This is a genomic window from Bradyrhizobium daqingense (genome assembly GCF_021044685.1).
GTDB classification, from domain to species: Bacteria; Pseudomonadota; Alphaproteobacteria; order Rhizobiales; family Xanthobacteraceae; genus Bradyrhizobium; species Bradyrhizobium daqingense.
Genome location: NZ_CP088014.1, coordinates 3,583,970 through 3,602,716 on the forward strand (window position 1 = coordinate 3,583,970; position 18,747 = coordinate 3,602,716).

General features: G+C 64.5%; 15 protein-coding genes. 8 read left to right on the forward strand and 7 right to left on the reverse strand.

Going from position 1 to position 18,747, the window contains the following annotated elements; genetic code table 11:
• The first annotated feature begins 23 nt into the window (after nucleotides 1-23).
• From LPJ38_RS17125 to LPJ38_RS17135, 3 genes are all read left to right on the forward strand, one after another.
• Nucleotides 24-863: an aldo/keto reductase gene (locus LPJ38_RS17125; RefSeq protein ID WP_145628099.1), complete on the forward strand. Its 840-nt coding sequence runs from the start codon at nucleotides 24-26 to the stop codon at nucleotides 861-863.
• A 187-nt stretch (nucleotides 864-1,050) separates the two neighbouring features.
• On the forward strand, nucleotides 1,051-1,992 hold the full coding sequence (locus tag LPJ38_RS17130) for a DMT family transporter (protein WP_167520216.1): 942 nt from the start codon (nucleotides 1,051-1,053) through the stop codon (nucleotides 1,990-1,992).
• A 59-nt stretch (nucleotides 1,993-2,051) separates the two neighbouring features.
• On the forward strand, nucleotides 2,052-3,131 hold the full coding sequence (locus LPJ38_RS17135) for a zinc-binding dehydrogenase (protein WP_145628096.1): 1,080 nt from the start codon (nucleotides 2,052-2,054) through the stop codon (nucleotides 3,129-3,131).
• Nucleotides 3,132-3,276: 145 nt separating this feature from the next.
• Here the strand turns inward: LPJ38_RS17135 and ppk2 are convergent, their stop codons facing one another.
• The gene (gene ppk2, locus LPJ38_RS17140; RefSeq protein WP_145628094.1) at nucleotides 3,277-4,197 is read right to left on the reverse strand and encodes a polyphosphate kinase 2; all 921 of its coding nucleotides are present in this window, start codon (nucleotides 4,195-4,197) and stop codon (nucleotides 3,277-3,279) included.
• A gap of 96 nt (nucleotides 4,198-4,293) precedes the next feature.
• Nucleotides 4,294-4,755 (reverse strand): Lrp/AsnC family transcriptional regulator, encoded by a 462-nt coding sequence (locus LPJ38_RS17145; protein ID WP_008550413.1) that lies wholly within the window; start codon nucleotides 4,753-4,755, stop codon nucleotides 4,294-4,296.
• A 132-nt stretch (nucleotides 4,756-4,887) separates the two neighbouring features.
• On the opposite strand from LPJ38_RS17145, the gene LPJ38_RS17150 reads away from it, so the two are divergent.
• Both LPJ38_RS17150 and LPJ38_RS17155 read left to right on the forward strand, forming a co-directional pair.
• Nucleotides 4,888-7,251: a transketolase gene (locus tag LPJ38_RS17150; RefSeq protein ID WP_145628092.1), complete on the forward strand. Its 2,364-nt coding sequence runs from the start codon at nucleotides 4,888-4,890 to the stop codon at nucleotides 7,249-7,251.
• 248 nt (nucleotides 7,252-7,499) lie between these two features.
• Nucleotides 7,500-8,930, forward strand: a complete 1,431-nt coding sequence (locus tag LPJ38_RS17155; RefSeq protein WP_145628090.1) for an aldehyde dehydrogenase family protein — start codon at nucleotides 7,500-7,502, stop codon at nucleotides 8,928-8,930.
• A 196-nt stretch (nucleotides 8,931-9,126) separates the two neighbouring features.
• Here the strand turns inward: LPJ38_RS17155 and LPJ38_RS17160 are convergent, their stop codons facing one another.
• The gene (locus tag LPJ38_RS17160) at nucleotides 9,127-10,104 is read right to left on the reverse strand and encodes an SMP-30/gluconolactonase/LRE family protein (protein WP_145628088.1); all 978 of its coding nucleotides are present in this window, start codon (nucleotides 10,102-10,104) and stop codon (nucleotides 9,127-9,129) included.
• Between the two features lie 90 nt (nucleotides 10,105-10,194).
• On the opposite strand from LPJ38_RS17160, the gene LPJ38_RS17165 reads away from it, so the two are divergent.
• Nucleotides 10,195-11,019 carry an NAD-dependent epimerase/dehydratase family protein gene (locus tag LPJ38_RS17165; protein WP_145628086.1) on the forward strand — a complete coding sequence of 275 codons (825 nt, stop codon included), beginning with the start codon at nucleotides 10,195-10,197 and terminating at the stop codon, nucleotides 11,017-11,019.
• Nucleotides 11,020-11,198: 179 nt separating this feature from the next.
• Here the strand turns inward: LPJ38_RS17165 and LPJ38_RS17170 are convergent, their stop codons facing one another.
• Entirely contained in the window at nucleotides 11,199-12,122 is a 924-nt protein-coding gene (locus LPJ38_RS17170) for a DUF6662 family protein (protein ID WP_145628082.1), read from the reverse strand.
• A 314-nt stretch (nucleotides 12,123-12,436) separates the two neighbouring features.
• A complete protein-coding gene (locus tag LPJ38_RS17175; protein WP_145628080.1) occupies nucleotides 12,437-13,366 on the reverse strand; it encodes a hypothetical protein in 930 nt (309 codons plus the stop codon).
• A gap of 442 nt (nucleotides 13,367-13,808) precedes the next feature.
• On the opposite strand from LPJ38_RS17175, the gene LPJ38_RS17185 reads away from it, so the two are divergent.
• The gene (locus LPJ38_RS17185; RefSeq protein ID WP_145628078.1) at nucleotides 13,809-15,527 is read left to right on the forward strand and encodes an IlvD/Edd family dehydratase; all 1,719 of its coding nucleotides are present in this window, start codon (nucleotides 13,809-13,811) and stop codon (nucleotides 15,525-15,527) included.
• A 12-nt stretch (nucleotides 15,528-15,539) separates the two neighbouring features.
• On the opposite strand, the gene LPJ38_RS17190 is transcribed toward LPJ38_RS17185, so the two are convergent.
• A complete protein-coding gene (locus tag LPJ38_RS17190; RefSeq protein ID WP_145628076.1) occupies nucleotides 15,540-16,334 on the reverse strand; it encodes an enoyl-CoA hydratase/isomerase family protein in 795 nt (264 codons plus the stop codon).
• A gap of 273 nt (nucleotides 16,335-16,607) precedes the next feature.
• On the opposite strand from LPJ38_RS17190, the gene LPJ38_RS17195 reads away from it, so the two are divergent.
• Nucleotides 16,608-17,828, forward strand: coding sequence for an NAD(P)/FAD-dependent oxidoreductase (locus LPJ38_RS17195; RefSeq protein ID WP_145628075.1), 1,221 nt, complete (start codon nucleotides 16,608-16,610; stop codon nucleotides 17,826-17,828).
• On the opposite strand, the gene rbsK is transcribed toward LPJ38_RS17195, so the two are convergent.
• Nucleotides 17,829-18,746: a ribokinase gene (gene rbsK / locus LPJ38_RS17200; RefSeq protein ID WP_145628073.1), complete on the reverse strand. Its 918-nt coding sequence runs from the start codon at nucleotides 18,744-18,746 to the stop codon at nucleotides 17,829-17,831. It abuts the gene before it with no gap.
• Nucleotide 18,747: the final 1 nt, after the last annotated feature.

An 18,747-nucleotide genomic window follows, 5' to 3' on the forward strand; every position in this document is an offset into this window, starting at 1 on the left:
CGCAGAGCGATCTCGGAGCGAACATGAGAACAAATCCCTTCGGCCGAACCGGCGCCAACGTTTCCGTCATCGGGCAGGGCACCTGGTATCTCGATCATGGCGATCGCAAGCGCGCGATTGCCGCGCTTCAGCGCGGGCTCGATCTCGGCATGACTCACATCGACACCGCCGAGATGTATGGCGATGCCGAGCTCGTGATTGCCGATGCCATCGCAGGCCGCCGCGACGAGGTGTTCCTCGTATCAAAAGTGCTGCCGAGCAACGCCTCGCGCCGCGGCACGATCACAGCCTGCGAGCGCTCACTGAAGCGGCTGAAGACCGATCGCCTCGATTGTTACCTCCTGCACTGGCGCGGGTCCTATCCGCTTGAGGACACCGTCGCTGCGTTCGAGGAACTGGTGAAATCAGGCAAGATCAAGTCCTGGGGCGTCTCCAATTTCGACGCCGGCGATCTCGGCGAGATTCTCGACGTGGCCGGCGAGGGCCGCATCGCCTGCAATCAGGTGCTCTATCATCTCAAGGAGCGCGCGATCGAACATGCTGTGATCCCCTGGTGCGAACGGCACGGCGTCGCCGTGGTTGCCTATTCGCCGTTCGGTCACGACGATTTTCCGGATGCGCGCAGCAAGGGCGGTGCGGTGCTCGGGCGCATCGCGGAGGCGCGTCGCGTGACGCCGCGCCAAGTCGCGCTGAGCTTCCTCACCCGTGCGACTACGGTGTTCGCGATCCCGAAGGCCTCATCGGCGGAACATGCCGGCGAGAATGCGGCTGCGGGCGATCTCGTGCTGACGAAAGACGAGATTTCGGCGCTCGATGCGGCGTTTCCACGCGGACCGAAGCCGCGCAGCCTGCCCATGCTGTAATGCACAAACGTCTATTATTAATGGAGTATTGACGCGCGCGGCGGCTCGCGCATATCGGCATCCTGTTTTCGGAAGTTGTGAACGCGGCGCAATTGTCGTTTTTTACGACTGTTCTCGATTCGCAATTTCCCGGGTTCCAGCCGTGACACCGCCGCCCGCTGCAGCCGCAAGGCTCGACAGTATTCCTATGCCCGTGCCGGAGAAGAAGCAGGAGGCTCGCCGCGCGCCTGCGCGCGTCGATCATCCCTTCAAAGGCATTGCATTGGTGCTGTTGTCGACGGTGTTCCTCGGCGTCTCCGACACCACCGCGAAATATCTGTCGACCAGCCTGCCCTCGATCGAGATCACCTGGATCCGCTTCGTTACCTTCGCGCTGATGTTCACGCCGGTGATGATGCCGGGCTCGCCGCTGCATGCGATGCGCACCGAGCGTCTTGGCCTGCAGCTGATGCGCGGCGTAGCACTGCTCGGCTCCTCGCTGTTCTTCATCACCGGGCTAAGCTTCCTGCCCATTGCCGAAGCCTCGGCCACCGGCTTCGTCTCGCCGCTGTTCGTCACCGCGCTGTCGATCATCTTCCTGAGCGAGAAGGTCGGCATGCGCCGCTGGATCGCCACCGCGATCGGACTGACCGGCGTGCTGATCATCCTGCGGCCGGGCACGAGCGCGTTCCATGCTGCCGCGTTCTTCCCGATTATCTCGGCGTTCTGCTGGGCCGCCGCGCTGATCCTGACGCGCATGATGAGCGGCCGCGAGGCCGTCCTCACCACCATGGCCTATTCGGCGCTGACGGGCGTTGCGATCCTTTCCGTGATGGTCCCGTTCGTGTGGGTCACGCCGAGCTGGAGCGCGATCGGACTCGGCATCGTGATCGGCGTCGCCTCCACCGTCGGCCAATGGATTATCGTGCTGGCTTATCGCTACGGCGATGCCTCGGTGCTGGCGCCGTTCTCCTACACGCAGCTGCTCTGGGTCAGCATCCTGGGCTTCTTCATCTTCGGTGAGGTGCCAGATCTCTGGACCATCGTCGGCGCGGCGTTCATCGTTGCGAGCGGTCTCTACATCGCACACCGCGAGCGGGTGCGCCGCGCCCAGCTCCTGGTGCTGGAAGAGCGTTCCCCGAACCCCTGACGCAAGTCTGCGCGTCCGCCTCGTGCTATCAATGGCTCCAACACCAGGGGAGGAGCCGGATGCGCGCTGCGATTTTCAGGAACGGTGAGATTGTCGTCGATCGGCTCGCGGAGCCGACGCCGGGTCCCGGCCAGGTTCTGGTCAAGACGCTCGCCTGCGGCATCTGCGGCTCCGATCTGCACGCGCGTCAGCACGCCCATCGCATGGTCGAGATGGCGCGGAAGGTCGGCCGCAAGCCGATGGACCTCGGCCGCGACGTCGTGTTCGGCCATGAGTTCTGCTGCGAGGTCGTCGACTATGGTCCTGGCACATCGCGCAAGCTCAAGCCGGGTACGCGCGTCTGCTCGCTGCCGGCTCTGGTGACGCCAGCTGGTATTGAAGGCATCGGCTATTCCAACGACAATATCGGCGGCTATGCCGAGGCCATGCTGCTGAGCGAAGCGCTGCTGCTCGAAGTGCCCAATGGTCTTGCGCCGGAACATGCTGCGCTCACCGAGCCGCTCGCGGTCGGCGTTCACGCCGTCGCCAAGGCAAACATTCGTGGCGGCGAGGTGCCGCTCGTGATCGGCTGCGGCCCGGTCGGGCTCGCAGTGATCGCGGCGCTGAAGCTCAAAGGGCTGCATCCGATCGTCGCCGCCGACTATTCGCCGACGCGGCGCGCGCTCGCCGCAAAGCTCGGCGCCGACATCGTGGTCGATCCCAGGGTATCGCAACCCTATGCGACCTGGGCCGAGCGCGCGCAGATGTCGGACGCCGAGAGAGCGGCGCGGCCGCCGTTCCAGGCCATGCTGCCGGCGCTGAAGCCTGCGATCATCTTCGAATGTGTCGGCGTGCCCGGCTTGCTGCAGCAGGTGTTCGAGGGTGCGCCGCGCGATGCGCGCATTGTCGTGGTCGGTGTCTGCATGGAGGCCGACAAGAGCGAGCCGATGCTGGGCATCATGAAGGAGCTCAACGTCCAATATGTGCTCGGCTACACGCCGGAGGAGTTCGCGGCGTCACTGCGCCTGATCGCGGAAGGGCAGGTGGACGCCGCTGCGATGGTGACGGCCGAGGTGGGCCTCGACGGCGTCGCGCGGGCCTTCGCGGATCTGGCCAATCCCGAAGCGCACACCAAGATCATCGTGCAGCCGTGGCGATAGCAGCTAGGTGGGTGCCGTAGGGTGGGCAAAGGCGCATAGCGCCGTGCCCACCATGCAGCCGCTGTCGTGACGAGAACGGTGGGCACGCTTCCGCCGTCGCTCTTCGAGCTATGGCGGACAAGCCGCTTTGCCCCCTACGAGACCTTCAGTATTTCGCCGGCACGTACATCTCCGGCGGAACCGGGCCGCGCTGATAGTCGGGGTGGCGGACGCGCGGCGGCAGCATCACCGGCGCGCGAGCGACCTCCTGATACGGGATTTGGCTCAGCAGATGCGCGATGCAATTGAGCCGCGCGCGCTTCTTGTCGACGGCATCGACGATCCACCACGGCGAGTCCGGAAGATGCGTATGCTCCAGCATCGTCTCCTTGGCCTTGGTGTACGCTTCCCAGCGGCTGCGCGCCTCGACGTCCATCGGGCTCAGCTTCCACTGCTTGAGCGGATCCTTGATGCGCATGGTGAAGCGGAACTGTTGTTCGTCGTCGGTGATCGAGAACCAGTACTTGACCAGGATGATGCCGGAGCGGATCAGCATGCGCTCGAATTCCGGCACTGTCTTGAAGAACTCCTGGTACTCCTCCTCGGTGCAGAAGCCCATCACGCGCTCGACACCGGCGCGGTTGTACCAGCTGCGGTCGAACAGCACGATCTCGCCGCCGGCTGGCAGATGCGCGACGTAGCGTTGGAAGTACCATTGCGTGCGCTCGCGCTCGCTCGGGGCGGGTAGCGCCGCGACGTGGCAGATGCGGGGATTGAGGCGCTGGGTGATGCGCTTGATGACGCCGCCCTTGCCGGCGGAATCGCGGCCCTCGAAGAGCACCACGACTTTCTTCTTCTCGCTCTGCACCCAGTCCTGAAGCTTGACCAGTTCGCCCTGGAGGCGGAGCAGTTCCCGGAAATAGAGCCTGCGATCGACCGTCGGCTTCAGCGTGCCCGTCTCGTCCAGGAGCTCGTCGAGCCTGGCGTCGTCGAGCTCCATTTCCAGCTCCTCGTCGAGATCGTCGGCCATCTCCTGAAGGATGCGCTCGCGCTTGGCGATTTGGGACGTGCGGTCGGATGCAGTCATGGGCGTCTTCTCTCGGCTAGAGTGCCAGTGTTACCAACGACCATCGACGGGCTTTGTTGCGCCCATGTGACAACCCGCCAATCCCGCTGAACCTGGTCACACCGGCAGCGCGATCGAATATTTCACCTGGCTCAGCGCAAAGCTGGACTCGATCGAGGCGATGCCGTCGAGGCGGGTCAGCTTGGTCTTGAGGAACGTCTCGTAGGAGGCGAGATCGGCGGCGACGACACGCAGCAAATAGTCGCGATTGCCGGTCATCAGATAGCACTCCAGCACCTCGTCCCATTTCGAGATCGCGCGGGCGAAGCGGTTGAGGTCCTCCTCCTTCTGCCGCGCCAGCTTGATCGAGATGAATACGCTGACGTGCAGTCCGAGTGCCTTCTGGTCCACGGTCGCGACATAGCGCGAGATGACGCCGCGCTCTTCCAGGAGCTTGACCCGGCGATGGCAGGGCGAGACCGACAGGCCGACCTTGTCGGCGAGTTCCTGCATGGTCAGCCGACTGTCGGCCTGGAGCAGCGCGAGGATTTTCCGGTCGATGGAGTCCAGATCGGGCATTGGGATGAAACCTTATTATTGGCGGCGATGTTGGTAAAATATCCCAATTCTGCCGGTTATGTCGCAAGAAATTGAGATATCCGGCGCTTCGCGCAGGCGTATGATCGATCGATCAGATTCCGGAGCAGCGCCATGCCCGTCGATTCCGTCCGTCTGGACACATTGACCGCCCTCAGCCGCAAGGCGCTGTGGTTGTCGTCCTGGACCATCCATCACGCCAACCACATCCGCCCGAGCGCGGACGGCCTCAAGGTGGGCGGCCACCAGGCCTCCTCCGCCTCGCTCGCCACCATCATGTCGGCGCTGTACTTCCATGTGCTGCGCCCGGAGGACCGCGTCGCGGTGAAGCCGCATGCGAGCCCGGTGTTCCACGCCATCCAATATCTGTTCGGCCGGCAGAGCCGCGAGAAACTGGAAAATTTCCGCGGCTTCAAGGGCGCGCAATCCTATCCCTCGCGTACCAAGGACGTCGATGACGTCGATTTCTCCACCGGCTCGGTTGGTCTCGGCGTTGCGCAGACGCTGTTCGCCTCGCTGGTGCAGGACTACGTCAAGGCGCATGGCTGGATGAAGGATCGCCGCGAAGGGCGAATGATTGCGCTGGTCGGCGACGCCGAGATGGACGAAGGCAACATCTTCGAGGCGCTTGCGGAGGGCTGGAAGCACGGTCTGCGCAATACCTGGTGGGTGGTCGACTACAACCGCCAGTCGCTCGACGCCGTCGTGCGCGAAGGTCTGTGGGAAAAGTTCGAGACTATGTTCCGCAATTTCGGCTGGGACGTCGTCATCGTGAAATACGGCCGCCTGATGCGCGAGGCCTTTGCCGAACCCGGCGGCGAGGCGCTCAAGCGCTGGATCGACAATTGCCCGAACGCGCTCTATGCCGCGCTGTGCTTCCAGGGCGGCGCTGCCTTCCGCAAGCATCTGCACGATGAGATCGGCGATCAGGGCCCGATCACCAAGCTGATCGACAAGCGCAGCGACGACGAACTCCTGGCGCTGATGTCGAACCTCGGCGGTCACGACATGGCGAGCATGCTGGAGGCGTTCGAAAGGATCGATCACGATCGCCCGGTCTGCTTCATCGCCTATACCATCAAGGGCGTCGGCCTGCCGTTCCAGGGCCACAAGGACAACCACGCCGGCCTGATGACTGTCGCGCAGATGGAGAAATATCGCGACAGCCAGAACATTCGCCCAGGGCATGAATGGGACAAGTTCGAGGGCCTCGCCCAGGATGCGGCCGAGTTGGAGGCTTTCCTCGCGCGCGTGCCCTTCAACCAGGATGGCCGTCGCCTCGGCGCACCCGTCGTCGAGGTGCCCCAGCAATTGGCCTTCAAGCCGTCACCGCAGATGTCGACCCAGCAGGGCTTTGGCCTCGTGCTCAACGAGATCGCGCGCAGCGACAGTGAGCTGGCAAAGCGCATCGTCACGACCTCGCCCGACGTCACCGTCTCCACCAATCTTGGCCCTTGGGTGAACCGTCGCGGCCTGTTCGCGCGTGCGGAGAAAGCGGATTTATTCCGCAGCGAGAAAATTCCGTCCACCTACAATTGGGACGCCTCGCCCAAAGGCCAGCATCTCGAGCTCGGCATTGCCGAGATGAACCTGTTCATCATGCTCTCGGCGCTTGGCCTGTCGCACCAGATCAATGGCGAGCGGCTGCTGCCGGTCGGCACGCTCTACGATCCCTTCATCGAACGTGGCCTCGATGCGCTGAATTATGCCTGCTACCAGGATGCGCGCTTCATGGTGGCGGCGACGCCGTCGGGCATCACACTCGCGCCCGAAGGCGGCGCGCATCAGTCGATCGCCACACCGCTGATCGGCATGGCGCAGGATGGCCTCGCCTCGTTCGAGCCCGCTTTCGTCGACGAGCTCGCCGTGATCATGGGTTGGGGCTTCGACCATATGCAGCGCGATCCGGGCGAAGGCGGCTCGGTTTACTTGAGGCTCTCGACGCGTAGCATCGAGCAGGCACAGCGCATCATGACGCCGGAGCTGAGGCAGGGCATCACCGACGGCGCCTACTGGCTGCGCAAGCCGGGTCCGAATGCCGAGGTCGTGGTCGCCTATACCGGCGCAGTCGCGCCTGAGGCGATCGAGGCGACCGGCTTCATCGGCGAAAGCCGCCGCGATATCGGCCTGCTCGCGATCACCTCGGCCGATCGCTTGCATGCAGGCTGGACTGCCGCGCGAAAGTTGCGGCGCGACCGCCGCGGCCTGCAGCATCTCAGCCACATCGAGAAACTGCTGGCGCCGCTGCCGCGCGATTGCGGCATCGTGACCGTGATCGACGGCCATCCTTCCGCGCTCGGCTGGCTCGGCGGCGTCCGCGGCCATCGGGTCGAGGCGCTCGGCGTCGAGCAGTTCGGCCAGACCGGTACCATCGCTGACCTGTATCGGCACTACGGCATCGACGCCAACGCCATCATCGATGCGGCCGAAAGCCTCACCACCGGCGCGCCGGTGCTGCATCGGAAGATGGCGGTGTAGTCGAGGTAACTCCTGTGTCATTCCGGGGTGCGCGTTAGCGCGAACCCGGAATCTCGAGATTCCGGGTTCGGCTCTTCGAGCCGCCCCGGAATGACGGCTGGGCCACACTTGCCACGTTCCGCCACCGGCTCATATAACCTCCGTCCGCCGCAACGCTGGCCCCGCATATGGCGGGTTCAACTGCCGGCGCTTTCGTGCAAGGATGCCTGCCGAAACGCCCCCTCCAAGCCCCCAAGAAGAGGTTACCGATGGTCAATCGCATGCAATTCTACATCGACGGCGCCTGGGTCGATCCCGCCGTCAAGAAGTCCACCGCCGTGGTCAATCCGGCGACGGAAGAGGCGATGTACGAGGTTGCGCTGGGCTCCAAGGCTGACGTGGACAAGGCCGTTGCCGCCGCCAAGCGCGCCTTTGTGACATTTTCCCAGACCAGCCGCGAGGAGCGCGTCGCGCTGCTCACCAAGGTGATCGAGATCTACAAGGGCCGCCTCAAGGAGATCGGCGCGGCCGTCTCCGACGAGATGGGCGCGCCGCTGCCTATGGCGGAAAAGCTCCAGGCCGGCGCCGGCCTCGGCCATCTCATGACCACGCTCGACGTGCTCAAGAACTATCATTTCGAGGAGCCGGTCGGCACCGCCATGGTGCTGCGCGAGCCGATCGGCGTGGTCGGCATGATCACGCCCTGGAACTGGCCGCTCAACCAGATCGCCTGCAAGGTCGCGCCCGCGCTCGCCGCCGGCTGCACCATGATCCTGAAGCCGTCGGAGTTCACGCCGACGTCCGCGCTGATCTTCGCGGAGATCCTGCATGAAGCGGGCGTGCCGAAGGGCGTGTTCAACCTCGTCAACGGCCTCGGCCCCGAGGTCGGCGCTGCCATGAGCGAGCATCCCGACATTGACATGATCTCGTTCACCGGCTCGACCCGCGCCGGCATCGATGTCGCCAAGCGCGCAGCGCCCACCGTGAAACGCGTCAGCCAGGAGCTCGGCGGCAAGTCGCCGAACGTCATCCTCGAAGGCGCCGACCTCACGAAGGCGGTGACCGGCGGCGTGATGCACATGTTCAACAACTCCGGCCAGTCCTGCAACGCGCCCTCGCGCATGATCGTGCCGCTCTCGAAGATGAAGGAAGTCGCCGCGATCGCGAAGGCCGTCGCCGACAAGACCAAGGCCGGTGATCCCCGCGGCGAAGGCACCACCATCGGCCCGGTCGTCAACCGCGGTCAGTGGGACAAGATTCAGGGCCTGATCAAGAAGGGCATCGACGAGGGTGCAACGCTCGTCGCCGGTGGCCCCGGTCTGCCCGAAGGCGTCAACAAGGGCTTCTATGTCCGCCCGACCATCTTCGCCGACGTCACCCCTGAGATGACGATCGCGCGAGAAGAGATCTTCGGGCCGGTGCTGACCATCATCGGCGCCAAGGACGAAGCCGATGCCGTGCAGATCGCCAACGACACGCCCTATGGGCTTGCCGGCTATGTCTACGGTCCTTCGGTCGAGGACGCCAAGCGCGTCGGCCGCCAGATCCGTGCCGGCAACGTCAATCTCCAGGGCGTGCCGAACGATCGCACCGCGCCGTTCGGCGGCTACAAGCAGTCGGGCAACGGCCGCGAGTGGGGCAAGTACGGCCTCGAGGACTTCCTCGAAGTGAAGGCCGTCGCCGGCTTCAACGCGGCGTAAGCTTATCGCGTGAACGAACACGACGCCGGCGCGGGCAACCGCTCCGGCGTTTTTCGTTTCGTCATTGCGAGGAGGGATCTCGTAGGGTGGGCAAAGACGCGTTCTTCGCGCGACGTGCCCACCATCACGAGCCAAGCAAGACATGGTGGGCACGCTTCGCTTTGCCCACCCTACGAGACCATTCCATTGCCGCGCGCTATCCGCCCAACGCCCCCTGCGTGTTCACATACAGCGCGTAGATCGACTGGCTCGCGGCCATGAACAGGCGGTTGCGCTTGACGCCGCCGAAGCAGACGTTCGCGCAGCGCTCGGGTAGCGCAATGCGGCCGATCATGACGCCGTCGGGCGCGAACACCACGACGCCGTCGAGCTCGGGATCGCCCATGCCCCAGCCGCACCAGAGGTTGCCGTCGATGTCGCAGCGCATGCCATCTGGCGTGCCGGGACCGGCATCGATGTGGACGCGCTTGTTGGAAATCGTGGTGCCGTCAGGCGAAACGTCATAGGCAAGGATCCTGCGGTTCGGCACGCCGCGGGATTCGACGACGTAGAGGATCTTTTCGTCCGGCGAGAAGCACAACCCGTTGGGTCCGCGCACGCCCTCGGCGACGATGGTCGCCTTGCCGGTCTCGGGATCGAGTCGGTAGACGTTGGGATCGATTTCGGGTTCGGCCTTGTAGCCCTCGTAATTGCCGAGCAGGCCGAAGGTCGGGTCGGTGAACCAGATCGAGCCGTCCGATTTGACAACGACATCGTTCGGCGAGTTCAACCGCTTGCCGTTGAATTGATCCATCAGCACGGTGATGCTGCCGTCATATTCGGTGCGCGTCACGCGCCGGCCGCCATGCTCGCAGGTGATCAGCCGGCCTTGGCGGTCGCGTGTGTTGCCGTTGGCGAAATTGGAGGGCTTGCGGAATACGGAGACTGCGCCGGTCTCCTCCTCCCATTTGATGATGCGCTGGTTGGGGATGTCGCTGCACAGAAGGTAGCGCCCGTCGCCGAACCAGACGGGGCCCTCCGCCCAGCGCAGACCAGTCGCCAGCCGCTCTACCGCCGAAAGCTTCAGCCAATATTTCTCGAAGCGGGGATCGAATGCCCTAATCGCGGGGTCGGGGTAATAGGTCGCCGGCCGCCAGCCTGGACGTTCCTGGGAGTCGGACGATGCCTCATTCATGTCGGTTCTCTCGTTTCGTTCCCTCTGGACAATCCAGCTATCATTAGAGACACGTGTCCGCAAATCGGTCACCACAGGTGAGGAAAAGACATGCCGTGTATTCTGATGACGGGAGCTTCGGGCGGAATCGGCACGAGCCTGCGGAAACTGCTGCCGCCGATCTATCCGGATCTCCTGCTCTCCGACATCAGGCCGCCGGCCGATCTCGGCGCGAACGAGAAGTTCGAGGCGGCGGACCTCGCCGATCTCGCGCAGTGCGAGGCGATCTGCGAGGGCGTCGACGGCATCCTCCATTTCGGTGGCTATTCGGTCGAAGGCACCTGGGATCAAATCCTCCAGGCCAACATCATCGGCGGCTACAATCTGTTCGAAGCCGCGTACCGCAAGGGCGTCAAGCGCGTGGTGTTCGCCTCGTCGAACCACGCCGTCGGCTTCTATCCGCGCCACCACAAGATCGGCACCGACGTTACCCCGCGCCCCGACGGCCGCTATGGCGTCAGCAAGGTGTTCGGCGAGGCGCTCGGCGCGCTTTACGCCGACAAGCACGGGATGAAGGTGACATGCCTGCGCATCGGCAATTTCGGCGACATGCCGCTCGACCAGCGCCGGCTCTCGATCTGGCTCAAGCCCGACGACCTCGTGCAGCTCTGCCGCATCGGGCTCGAGCATCCCGACATCCATTTCGAGGTCTTCTACGGCGCCTCATTCAACGAGCGCGCGTGGTGGGACAACCATCGCGCCTACGAACTCGGCTACCGCCCCACGGGACGCGCCGAGGATTTCCGCGAGCACGCGATGGCCGAGCAGGCCAAGCTGAAGCCGGATCCGGTCGGCGACTATTTCCAGGGCGGCACGTTCTGCAGCATGGAGTTCGATGGCGACGCCAGCCGGATCATCGATTGGAAGAAGCGGTAGTCCTCGGAGCTCAAGCTGTCGCAGCGGCGGTGCTGCGCCGTGAGGAGAGTGAAAGTTGGACTCGTGGCCCCTCACAACCATCATTGCGAGGAGCGCTTGCGACGAAGCAATCCAGAATATCTCTGCGGAAAGATTCTGGATTGCTTCGCTGCGCTCGCAATGACGCGTCGAGGGAGCATTCAGAAATGCAGATTGATCCGCAACAGCGCCTGATGGCGCTCGAACTGCTCCAGGTTGAGGCTGCGGCTGTCGCCGACGGCGCTGCCTGCAACCTGCATCTGCCAGGTGCCGGAGATGCCGACGTCCTTTGAGATGGTGTAGGAGAAGGTGGGCCCCGCGAAGACAGCATCGCCGACGTAGCGATTCAGCGCGCCACCGTCGTAGGCCCGCGCGTAGCGAATGCCGAGGCCGAGCACGAGGTCGGGCGTCAATACATAAGATATCGCGGACTGGAGCTGCATCTCGGAATCGTGCCGCCACAGATTGGTGGCGATCTCGCGCGTTCCGCCGGTCGCGTACCAGACGTTGAAGGCCGCAAACAGCCTGTCCTTGATCAGCTCGCTGTCGAACAGCGCGGCGAACTCACCGCCATATTGTGCGATGTGCATGCCGCTGCCGTCGTCGATTCTACTCCAGCCCGGCTGCGCGTGGAGGGTCAACCCGAACGGTGCGACGGCGCGATCGACCAGCTTGTAGCGCAGCTCGAGCGCTCCGCCGCTGAAAGCGATATCCCGATGATCGGCGAGTCCCGGAACGCCCTTGATATGCTGTCCGCTCAGCGAGAATCCGGGTGCGATCCGGAAGTTGTCCGACACCGTGTACTTGACCTGGTTGAGATTGGCCCAGGCTGCGTATGAGCCGGAGCGCTTGCCAAACGCGCCGACATTCTCGAACTCGACCTCGATGTCACCCTTCTTGCCGATATCGGAGCCCATGCTGAAACCAAAAATGTGTTCGGTGTCGATCTCAGCGTGAGCTGGCGGCAGGCCTTGCGCTGGTTTCGGCCTGCCCTCGGCGAAGGCCGAGACGCAGCTCACCAGTTGACTGGCCAAGATGATCGTTGCCGTCGCTGCGGCGCGCGGGAAGCTCAATTTTCCAAACACGAACAATCAATCCCTCGACCGGGCCCTCCTTCACGCATGCACTGAAAATCTCGGTCGCAGCGCGGCCCCATGCAAATGCAAGTCATTCGCAGAAGGATTTCACGGAGCGGCCATCGATGCAATTATTGCGGATCATTCTTAGTTGCGTTCAAGTGTCGCGGCAGCGCGACAGGGTTCCCGCATCAAGCGCGTCGTGGGCGTCCGGGCACGCGGCGGCAAGACATTCGAGGGGATCGGGGCCGACTTGATTCGAGGAGCACGAAACGTGGCTGCGCGACCTTGCGCGCTCGGCAACTACGGGATGGCGCCGGGCATCAACCTCTGGCGACGTCTCGACTCATCCTCTGCAATCGCGCAAAGGCGGCCCACGCGTTTGGGTATTGGGCGTCCTTTGGATCGATCGTGAGCAGCGCGCGGCACGCCTCGTCGATGTCTGCCGGTGAGGGGCGCATCGAGACGTCGGCCGCTGATTCTGCTTTCTTCCAGCGATCCTCGACGTCTTGCGCCAGGGCCAGAGCTTCCGATGGGGTTCGCTTCCGGGTTGGCCTCGCCAAGGCGTGATCCGAAGCGAATGTGGGCCACGCGGCGGGAGGCCGATCGGCTCGCCACTCGCTCTCCTTGGCGACCTCGCGCGCAGCGAGCCGATTTGCTCCCTGTCCATTTCCACCATCAGACGGCACCGTCCGGGCGGCCAGTTCACGGACCTGCTGCTCCATCGTGCCACCGGATGACGATCCCGCCGTTGAGGCTGCCGGCTTCGTCAGGGCGGGTGCAACCGACGTCTTCACGTCGGGGACGACACTCTGAACGGACTTGACGATCGACGACGCGCCGGGCGACAGAACCGGCCGCTGTTGCGCGACTTTATCGTCTGCAGTGGGGCAAGGCCTGTATCCGGAACGCTGATGCGTCACCCGTCCATCGTCATCGATGCGGGCAAAATCAATGGCCACGGTGTAGACGAAGGCGACATCGACGAACTGGCCGGACTTGTCCCGTGCCTTGACACCCCCGCAAACATACCTCGCTGCGCCGGCCTCGACCGAATGCAACGCGCCGAATGTGGCTGTTCCAGGATCGATCAGCGCATGTCGGACCGCTGCGCGGGCTTTCGAATGTTCCGACGAGAATGTGCTGAGCAGGACGTCCGGGTTGATGAAAGCAGGCTGGTAATACCAGACACACTCTGCAGCGAAGAAAGCTGCGCCGAAGCCGGCTGCGATCAGGAAACCAGGTAAATTCATGTGATTGCTCCGGGCAATGGAACCCGGAATGGTTGTTGTGTGTTGCAGACACCATTTGGAATAGAGTCCTCTAATAAGCCGTTAATCGGTTGAGAGATTGAGCGACATCTACCAGAAGATACCCGCTGAATCGGATGAGTTCCCTCGGGTCCATCGTGCGCGGCAGGTGTTCATCCTGGTCCAACAGGCGGAGCACGAGCGTTTGGCAGTGCCGCGCCAGCATCTCCCGGCCTCGTAGATCTGGCGTACCTCGTCCGCGGAGCAGAACCGCACGGTCGCGACGACATTCTTCGCGCGGCGAACGATGCCGTTCAGCATCCGCCAGCGCTTGGCGCACGAGGCAGCGCGCTGGGTGCCGTAGCGCACGCGACTGTTAGATCGATCTTATTGACAATCCGACCTGGGGCGATACCACGATGGTTAGCATGGAAGGAGCGGCACGATGACGAGTGGTTTGCGCAAGGGTCTGACGAGCTATGGCGATGCCGGCTTCTCGCTGTTCCTGCGCAAGGCGTTCATCAAGGCGATGGGCTATTCCGACGACGCGCTGGAGCGTCCGATCGTCGGCATCACCAACACCTATAGCGACTACAATCCCTGCCACGGCAACGTTCCGCAGATCATCGAGGCCGCCAAGCGCGGCGTGATGCTGTCCGGCGCGATGCCGTTCGTGTTTCCGACGATCTCGATCGCCGAAAGCTTTGCGCATCCGACCTCGATGTATCTGCGCAATCTGATGGCGATGGACACCGAGGAGATGATCCGCGCGCAGCCGATGGATGCGGTGATCGTCATCGGCGGCTGCGACAAGACGCTGCCGGCGCAGGTGATGGCCGCGATCAGCGCCGATCTGCCGACGGTGGTCATCCCGGTTGGGCCCATGGTGGTCGGCCATCACAAGGGCGAGGTGCTGGGCGCCTGCACCGACTGCCGCCGTCTCTGGGCGAAATATCGCGCTGGCGACATAGACGATGCCGAGATCGAAGCCGTGAACGGCCGTCTGGCGCCCTCGGTCGGCACCTGCATGGTGATGGGCACCGCCTCGACCATGGCCTGCATGATCGAAGCCATGGGCCTGTCGCTGCCGATGAGCGCGACGATCCCGGCGCCGCACGCCGAGCGCTTTCGCTCGGCGGAGGCGAGCGGCAGGGTAGCCGCCGAAATGGCGAAGGCGAAGGGGCCGAAGCCGAGCGAGGTGCTGACGCCGGCCTCGTTCAGGAACGCGCAGGTCGTGCTCCAGGCCATCGGCGGCTCGACCAATGGCTTGATCCATCTCACGGCGATGGCGCATCGCTCGCCGCATCGCCTCGATCTCAAAAAATTCGACCAGATCGGCCGCGAGGTGCCGGTGCTGGTCGACCTGAAGCCGTCCGGCGAGCATTACATGGAGCATTTCCATCACGCAGGCGGCGTGCCGAAATTGCTGGCGCAGCTCGGCGATCTCGTCGATCTCGACGCGAAGACCATCACCGGCCAGACACTGCGCGAGATCGCGGCGAATGCGGAGGACGTGCCGGGCCAAGACGCGATCCGCCCGCGCGACAATCCGATCAAGAAGGAAGGCGGCCTCGCGGTCCTGCACGGCAATCTCGCTCCGCGCGGCGCCGTGATCAAGCAATCGGCCGCGAGCCCGAAGCTGCTGCAGCATACCGGGCGCGCCGTCGTGTTCGAATCCGTCGAGGACATGACCTTGCGGGTCGACGACCCCGATCTCGACGTCAGCGCCGACGACGTGCTGGTGCTGCGCAATGCCGGCCCGAAGGGGGCGCCGGGCATGCCGGAAGCCGGCTATCTGCCGATCCCGAAAAAGCTCGCGCGCGGCGGCACCAAGGACATGGTGCGCATCTCGGATGCGCGCATGAGCGGCACCGCGTTCGGCACCATCGTTCTGCACATCACGCCGGAATCCGCCGTCGGCGGGCCGTTGGCGCTGGTGCAGAACGGCGACATGATCAGCCTCGATGTGGCCAAGCGCAGCATCGAGCTGCTGGTCGATGCCACCGAGCTCGAGCGGCGCCGCGCCGCGCTGAAGCCTCCCGCTGCGGCCGAGGAGGCGCGGCGCGGCTACGCCTGGCTGTTCAACGAGACCATCATGCAGGCCGACGAGGGCTGCGACTTCGATTTCATGCAGCGGACCGGGCCCGGCGCCGCGAAGGGCTGAGCGGCCGCGGCGCTATTTGCCCTTGCTGGTGAACTTCTTCACGGCGGCGCGAAACTCTTCCGTGTTCATCGCCATGATGATCTTGTGCTCCTCGGCATCGAGCTGCTGCTTCACCGGCGTGGTCGCAGCCTGATAGACCAGCTGCTTGGTGCCGGCGATCGCCGCCGGCGGATTCTGTGCCAGACGCTCGGCGAGTTGCCGCGTCGCTGACTTCAGCTCCGCGGCGGGAACGATCTTGGCGACCAGGCCCCATTCATAGGCCTGCTGCGCGGTGAAATTGTCTTCGGCAAGGAAGATCTGCAGCGCGCGGCGGGAGCCGACCGTGCCGACGATGCCGACCGTCGAGCCTCCGTCCGGCGACACGCCGATCTTCGCATAGGCCGGCGTGAACTTGGCATCGTCTGCGGCGATGCAGAGGTCGGTGACGAAGGCGAGGCCCATGCCGGCGCCGGCAGCTGAGCCGTGCACGCTCGACAGCGAGATCTTCGGCATGCGGCGGATGATCTCGATGAAGGCGTGATAGTGCTTCAGCAGCTCGCCGACCACAGGTGTCACCGTGCCTGCCTCGGCGGCGGCCCCGATCGTCTGCAGATCGCCGCCGGCCGAGAAGGCGCGGCCTTCGCCTTCGAGCACGACAACGCGGATGCTGTCGTCGCCTTCGAGCGCGATCGCGAGCTGCTCGAGCTTCTGCGCGATCGCGAGATTGATCGAGTTGTAGGCGGCGGGGCGGTTGAGCGTGATGGTTGCGATCGGGCCGTCGATCCGCAGCAGGGCGGGATCGTCGGGCTTCGAGACGGGCGCTGGCATATTGAAATCCCCGGCATGAGGTTTGCTGCCGCAACTAAATCGCAGAAGGCGAGGGGTGACAATCCCCGTGCCGTCAGTGCCCAGGCCGTCAGTGCCCCGGGCCGCCAGTGCCCCGGCCGCTCTTGCACTGGGCCGAACGATAGGCTCAAATGGGGCCGCCTTCGCCAAGGGACGGACACGAGCGCCGGCTCCTCCAAAAGGCCAGCAAACCAAAATCAGCGTGAGAGGAGACGACATGGGTCACGCTCGTGTCTTGCGAAAGTGGGCTGTCCGATGACGGGTGGTCCGGTGATCATCGTCGGTGCCGGCCATGGCGGCTACCAGGTTGCGGCTTCCCTGCGTCAGGCGGGGTTTTCCGGGCGCGTCTGCCTGATCAATGACGAGGCGCATCTGCCGTATCAGCGGCCGCCGCTGTCCAAGGCTTACATCAAGGGCTCGGCGGGGCCAGAGAGCCTGATGTTCCGCCCCGAGAAGTTCTATCAGGATCAGACCATCGAACTGATCGCGGGCCGTGCCGTGTCGATTGATCGCGCGGCGCACAAGCTGTTGCTCGCATCCGGCGAGGCGCTGCCTTACGGCCACCTCGTGCTGGCGACGGGCGCGCGCAACCGGCTGCTCGACCTGCCCAACGCCAACCTGGCCGACGTGAAATATCTGCGCATCCTCGACGACAGCGAGTCGCTCAGGCAGATCATGCCGTCGAAGAAGCGTGCGGTGATCATCGGCGCCGGCTTCATCGGCCTCGAATTCGCGTCCACCGCGCGGATCAAGGGGCTTGAGGTCGACGTGCTCGAGCTTGCCCCGCGCGTGATGGCACGTGCGGTGACGGCGGAGGTCTCGGAGTACTTTCAAGAACGCCATCGCGAGGCCGGCATCCGCATCCATCTCGGCGTCCAGGCCACCTCGATCGAAGCCGAGGGCGGCAAGGTCACGGGCGTGTCCTTGAGCGACGGGCGGCATCTGCCCGCCGACCTCGTCGTGGTCGGCGTCGGCGTGCTGCCGAACATCGAGCTTGCCGCGGACGCTGGACTCCCGGTCGCCGCCGGTATCATCGTCGACGAATATCTCTCCACCGCCGATCCCGACATTTCCGCGATCGGCGATTGCGCGCTGTTCGCCAGCCCGCGCTTCGGCGGATCGCAGCGGCTGGAATCGGTGCAGAACGCCACCGATCACGCCCGCTGCCTCGCGGCCCGGCTGACCGGCGACAGAAAGCCATATGACAGCCATCCCTGGTTCTGGAGCGACCAGGGCGACGACAAGCTGCAGATCGCGGGCCTTACTACCGGCTACGATCGCGTCGTGCTGCGTGGTGATCCCGCCAGGAAGGCGTTCTCGGTATTCTGCTACAAGGGCGACAGGCTGCTCGGCATCGAGTCGATCAACCGCGCCGGCGACCACATGTTCGGCCGCCGCTTGCAGGCGATGGACCGTTCGATCACGCCCGAGCAGGCCGCCGACGAGAGCTTTGACCTGAAGAGCGCGCTGGCGTGATCAGCCGTTCTTGAGGACGGCAGCCACTTCCGCGGCCGTCGGCATCGACGGCCCCGCGCCCATGCGCTGCACGCTGATCGATGCGGCGGCGTTGGCGAAGGCGAGGGCGGCACGCAAGGCCGCACCCTCGGCCAATTGAGCTGCGAGCGCGCCGACGAAGCAATCGCCGGCGCCGGTGGTGTCGACCGCCTTCACCGCGCGTCCCTGCACGACAATCTGCTCGCGCCCGGCCAGCGCCAGCACGCCGCGCCTGCCGAGCGTGACGCAGATGGCCTGGTCCTCGCGCGCCTGAAGTTGTCGCGCGACGTCAATGATCCGTGCGGTCTCATCGCTCTCCGAGAGCTCCACATTGGCGAGGAAGCCGAGCTCGGTTTCGTTCAGCACGAGGATGTCGACCAGCGCCAGCAGTTCGCCGGAGATGCTTTGTGCCGGCGCCGGGTTGAGCAGCGTCGTCGCGCTAGCCGCACGCGCGCGCTGAAAGAAGGCAGCGATCGCCGGCAGCGGAATCTCGAACTGGCTGACGGCGACGTCGCCCTTCACGAGCGGGACGACGCCGACATCGTCCGCGCTGAGAAGCGCGTTGCTGCCGGGAATGACGACGATGGTATTGTCGGCGTCGGCGACCGTGATGATCGCGGTGCCGGTGTGGGCGTCAGTCGTCTCTTGGACGTAGCTGAGCTCGATGCCCTGGTCGCCCAGGAACGTCCTCAGCTCGGCCCCGAACGAATCCTTGCCCAGCCTGCCGATCAGCGTGGTCGCAGCGCCGAGGCGCGCCGCTGCGACCGCCTGGTTGGCGCCCTTGCCGCCCGGGAAATACAGCACCTGCTTGCCCGCCACGGTCTCGCCGACGCGCGGATGGCGATCGGCCGTCGCCACCACATCCATGTTGATGCTGCCGGCGACGAAGACGCGCCCCATC

Bases quoted from the DNA above. Each gene is read 5' to 3' on its own strand.
- LPJ38_RS17125 (WP_145628099.1), top strand. From the start codon at position 24: ATGAGAACAAATCCCTTCGGCCGAACCGGCGCCAACGTTTCCGTCATC.
- LPJ38_RS17130 (WP_167520216.1), top strand. From the start codon at position 1,051: ATGCCCGTGCCGGAGAAGAAGCAGGAGGCTCGCCGCGCGCCTGCGCGC.
- LPJ38_RS17135 (WP_145628096.1), top strand. From the start codon at position 2,052: ATGCGCGCTGCGATTTTCAGGAACGGTGAGATTGTCGTCGATCGGCTC.
- ppk2 (WP_145628094.1), bottom strand. From the start codon at position 4,197: ATGACTGCATCCGACCGCACGTCCCAAATCGCCAAGCGCGAGCGCATC.
- LPJ38_RS17145 (WP_008550413.1), bottom strand. From the start codon at position 4,755: ATGCCCGATCTGGACTCCATCGACCGGAAAATCCTCGCGCTGCTCCAG.
- LPJ38_RS17150 (WP_145628092.1), top strand. From the start codon at position 4,888: ATGCCCGTCGATTCCGTCCGTCTGGACACATTGACCGCCCTCAGCCGC.
- LPJ38_RS17155 (WP_145628090.1), top strand. From the start codon at position 7,500: ATGGTCAATCGCATGCAATTCTACATCGACGGCGCCTGGGTCGATCCC.
- LPJ38_RS17160 (WP_145628088.1), bottom strand. From the start codon at position 10,104: ATGAATGAGGCATCGTCCGACTCCCAGGAACGTCCAGGCTGGCGGCCG.
- LPJ38_RS17165 (WP_145628086.1), top strand. From the start codon at position 10,195: ATGCCGTGTATTCTGATGACGGGAGCTTCGGGCGGAATCGGCACGAGC.
- LPJ38_RS17175 (WP_145628080.1), bottom strand. From the start codon at position 13,366: ATGAATTTACCTGGTTTCCTGATCGCAGCCGGCTTCGGCGCAGCTTTC.
- LPJ38_RS17185 (WP_145628078.1), top strand. From the start codon at position 13,809: ATGACGAGTGGTTTGCGCAAGGGTCTGACGAGCTATGGCGATGCCGGC.
- LPJ38_RS17190 (WP_145628076.1), bottom strand. From the start codon at position 16,334: ATGCCAGCGCCCGTCTCGAAGCCCGACGATCCCGCCCTGCTGCGGATC.
- LPJ38_RS17195 (WP_145628075.1), top strand. From the start codon at position 16,608: ATGACGGGTGGTCCGGTGATCATCGTCGGTGCCGGCCATGGCGGCTAC.
- rbsK (WP_145628073.1), bottom strand. From the start codon at position 18,746: ATGGGGCGCGTCTTCGTCGCCGGCAGCATCAACATGGATGTGGTGGCG.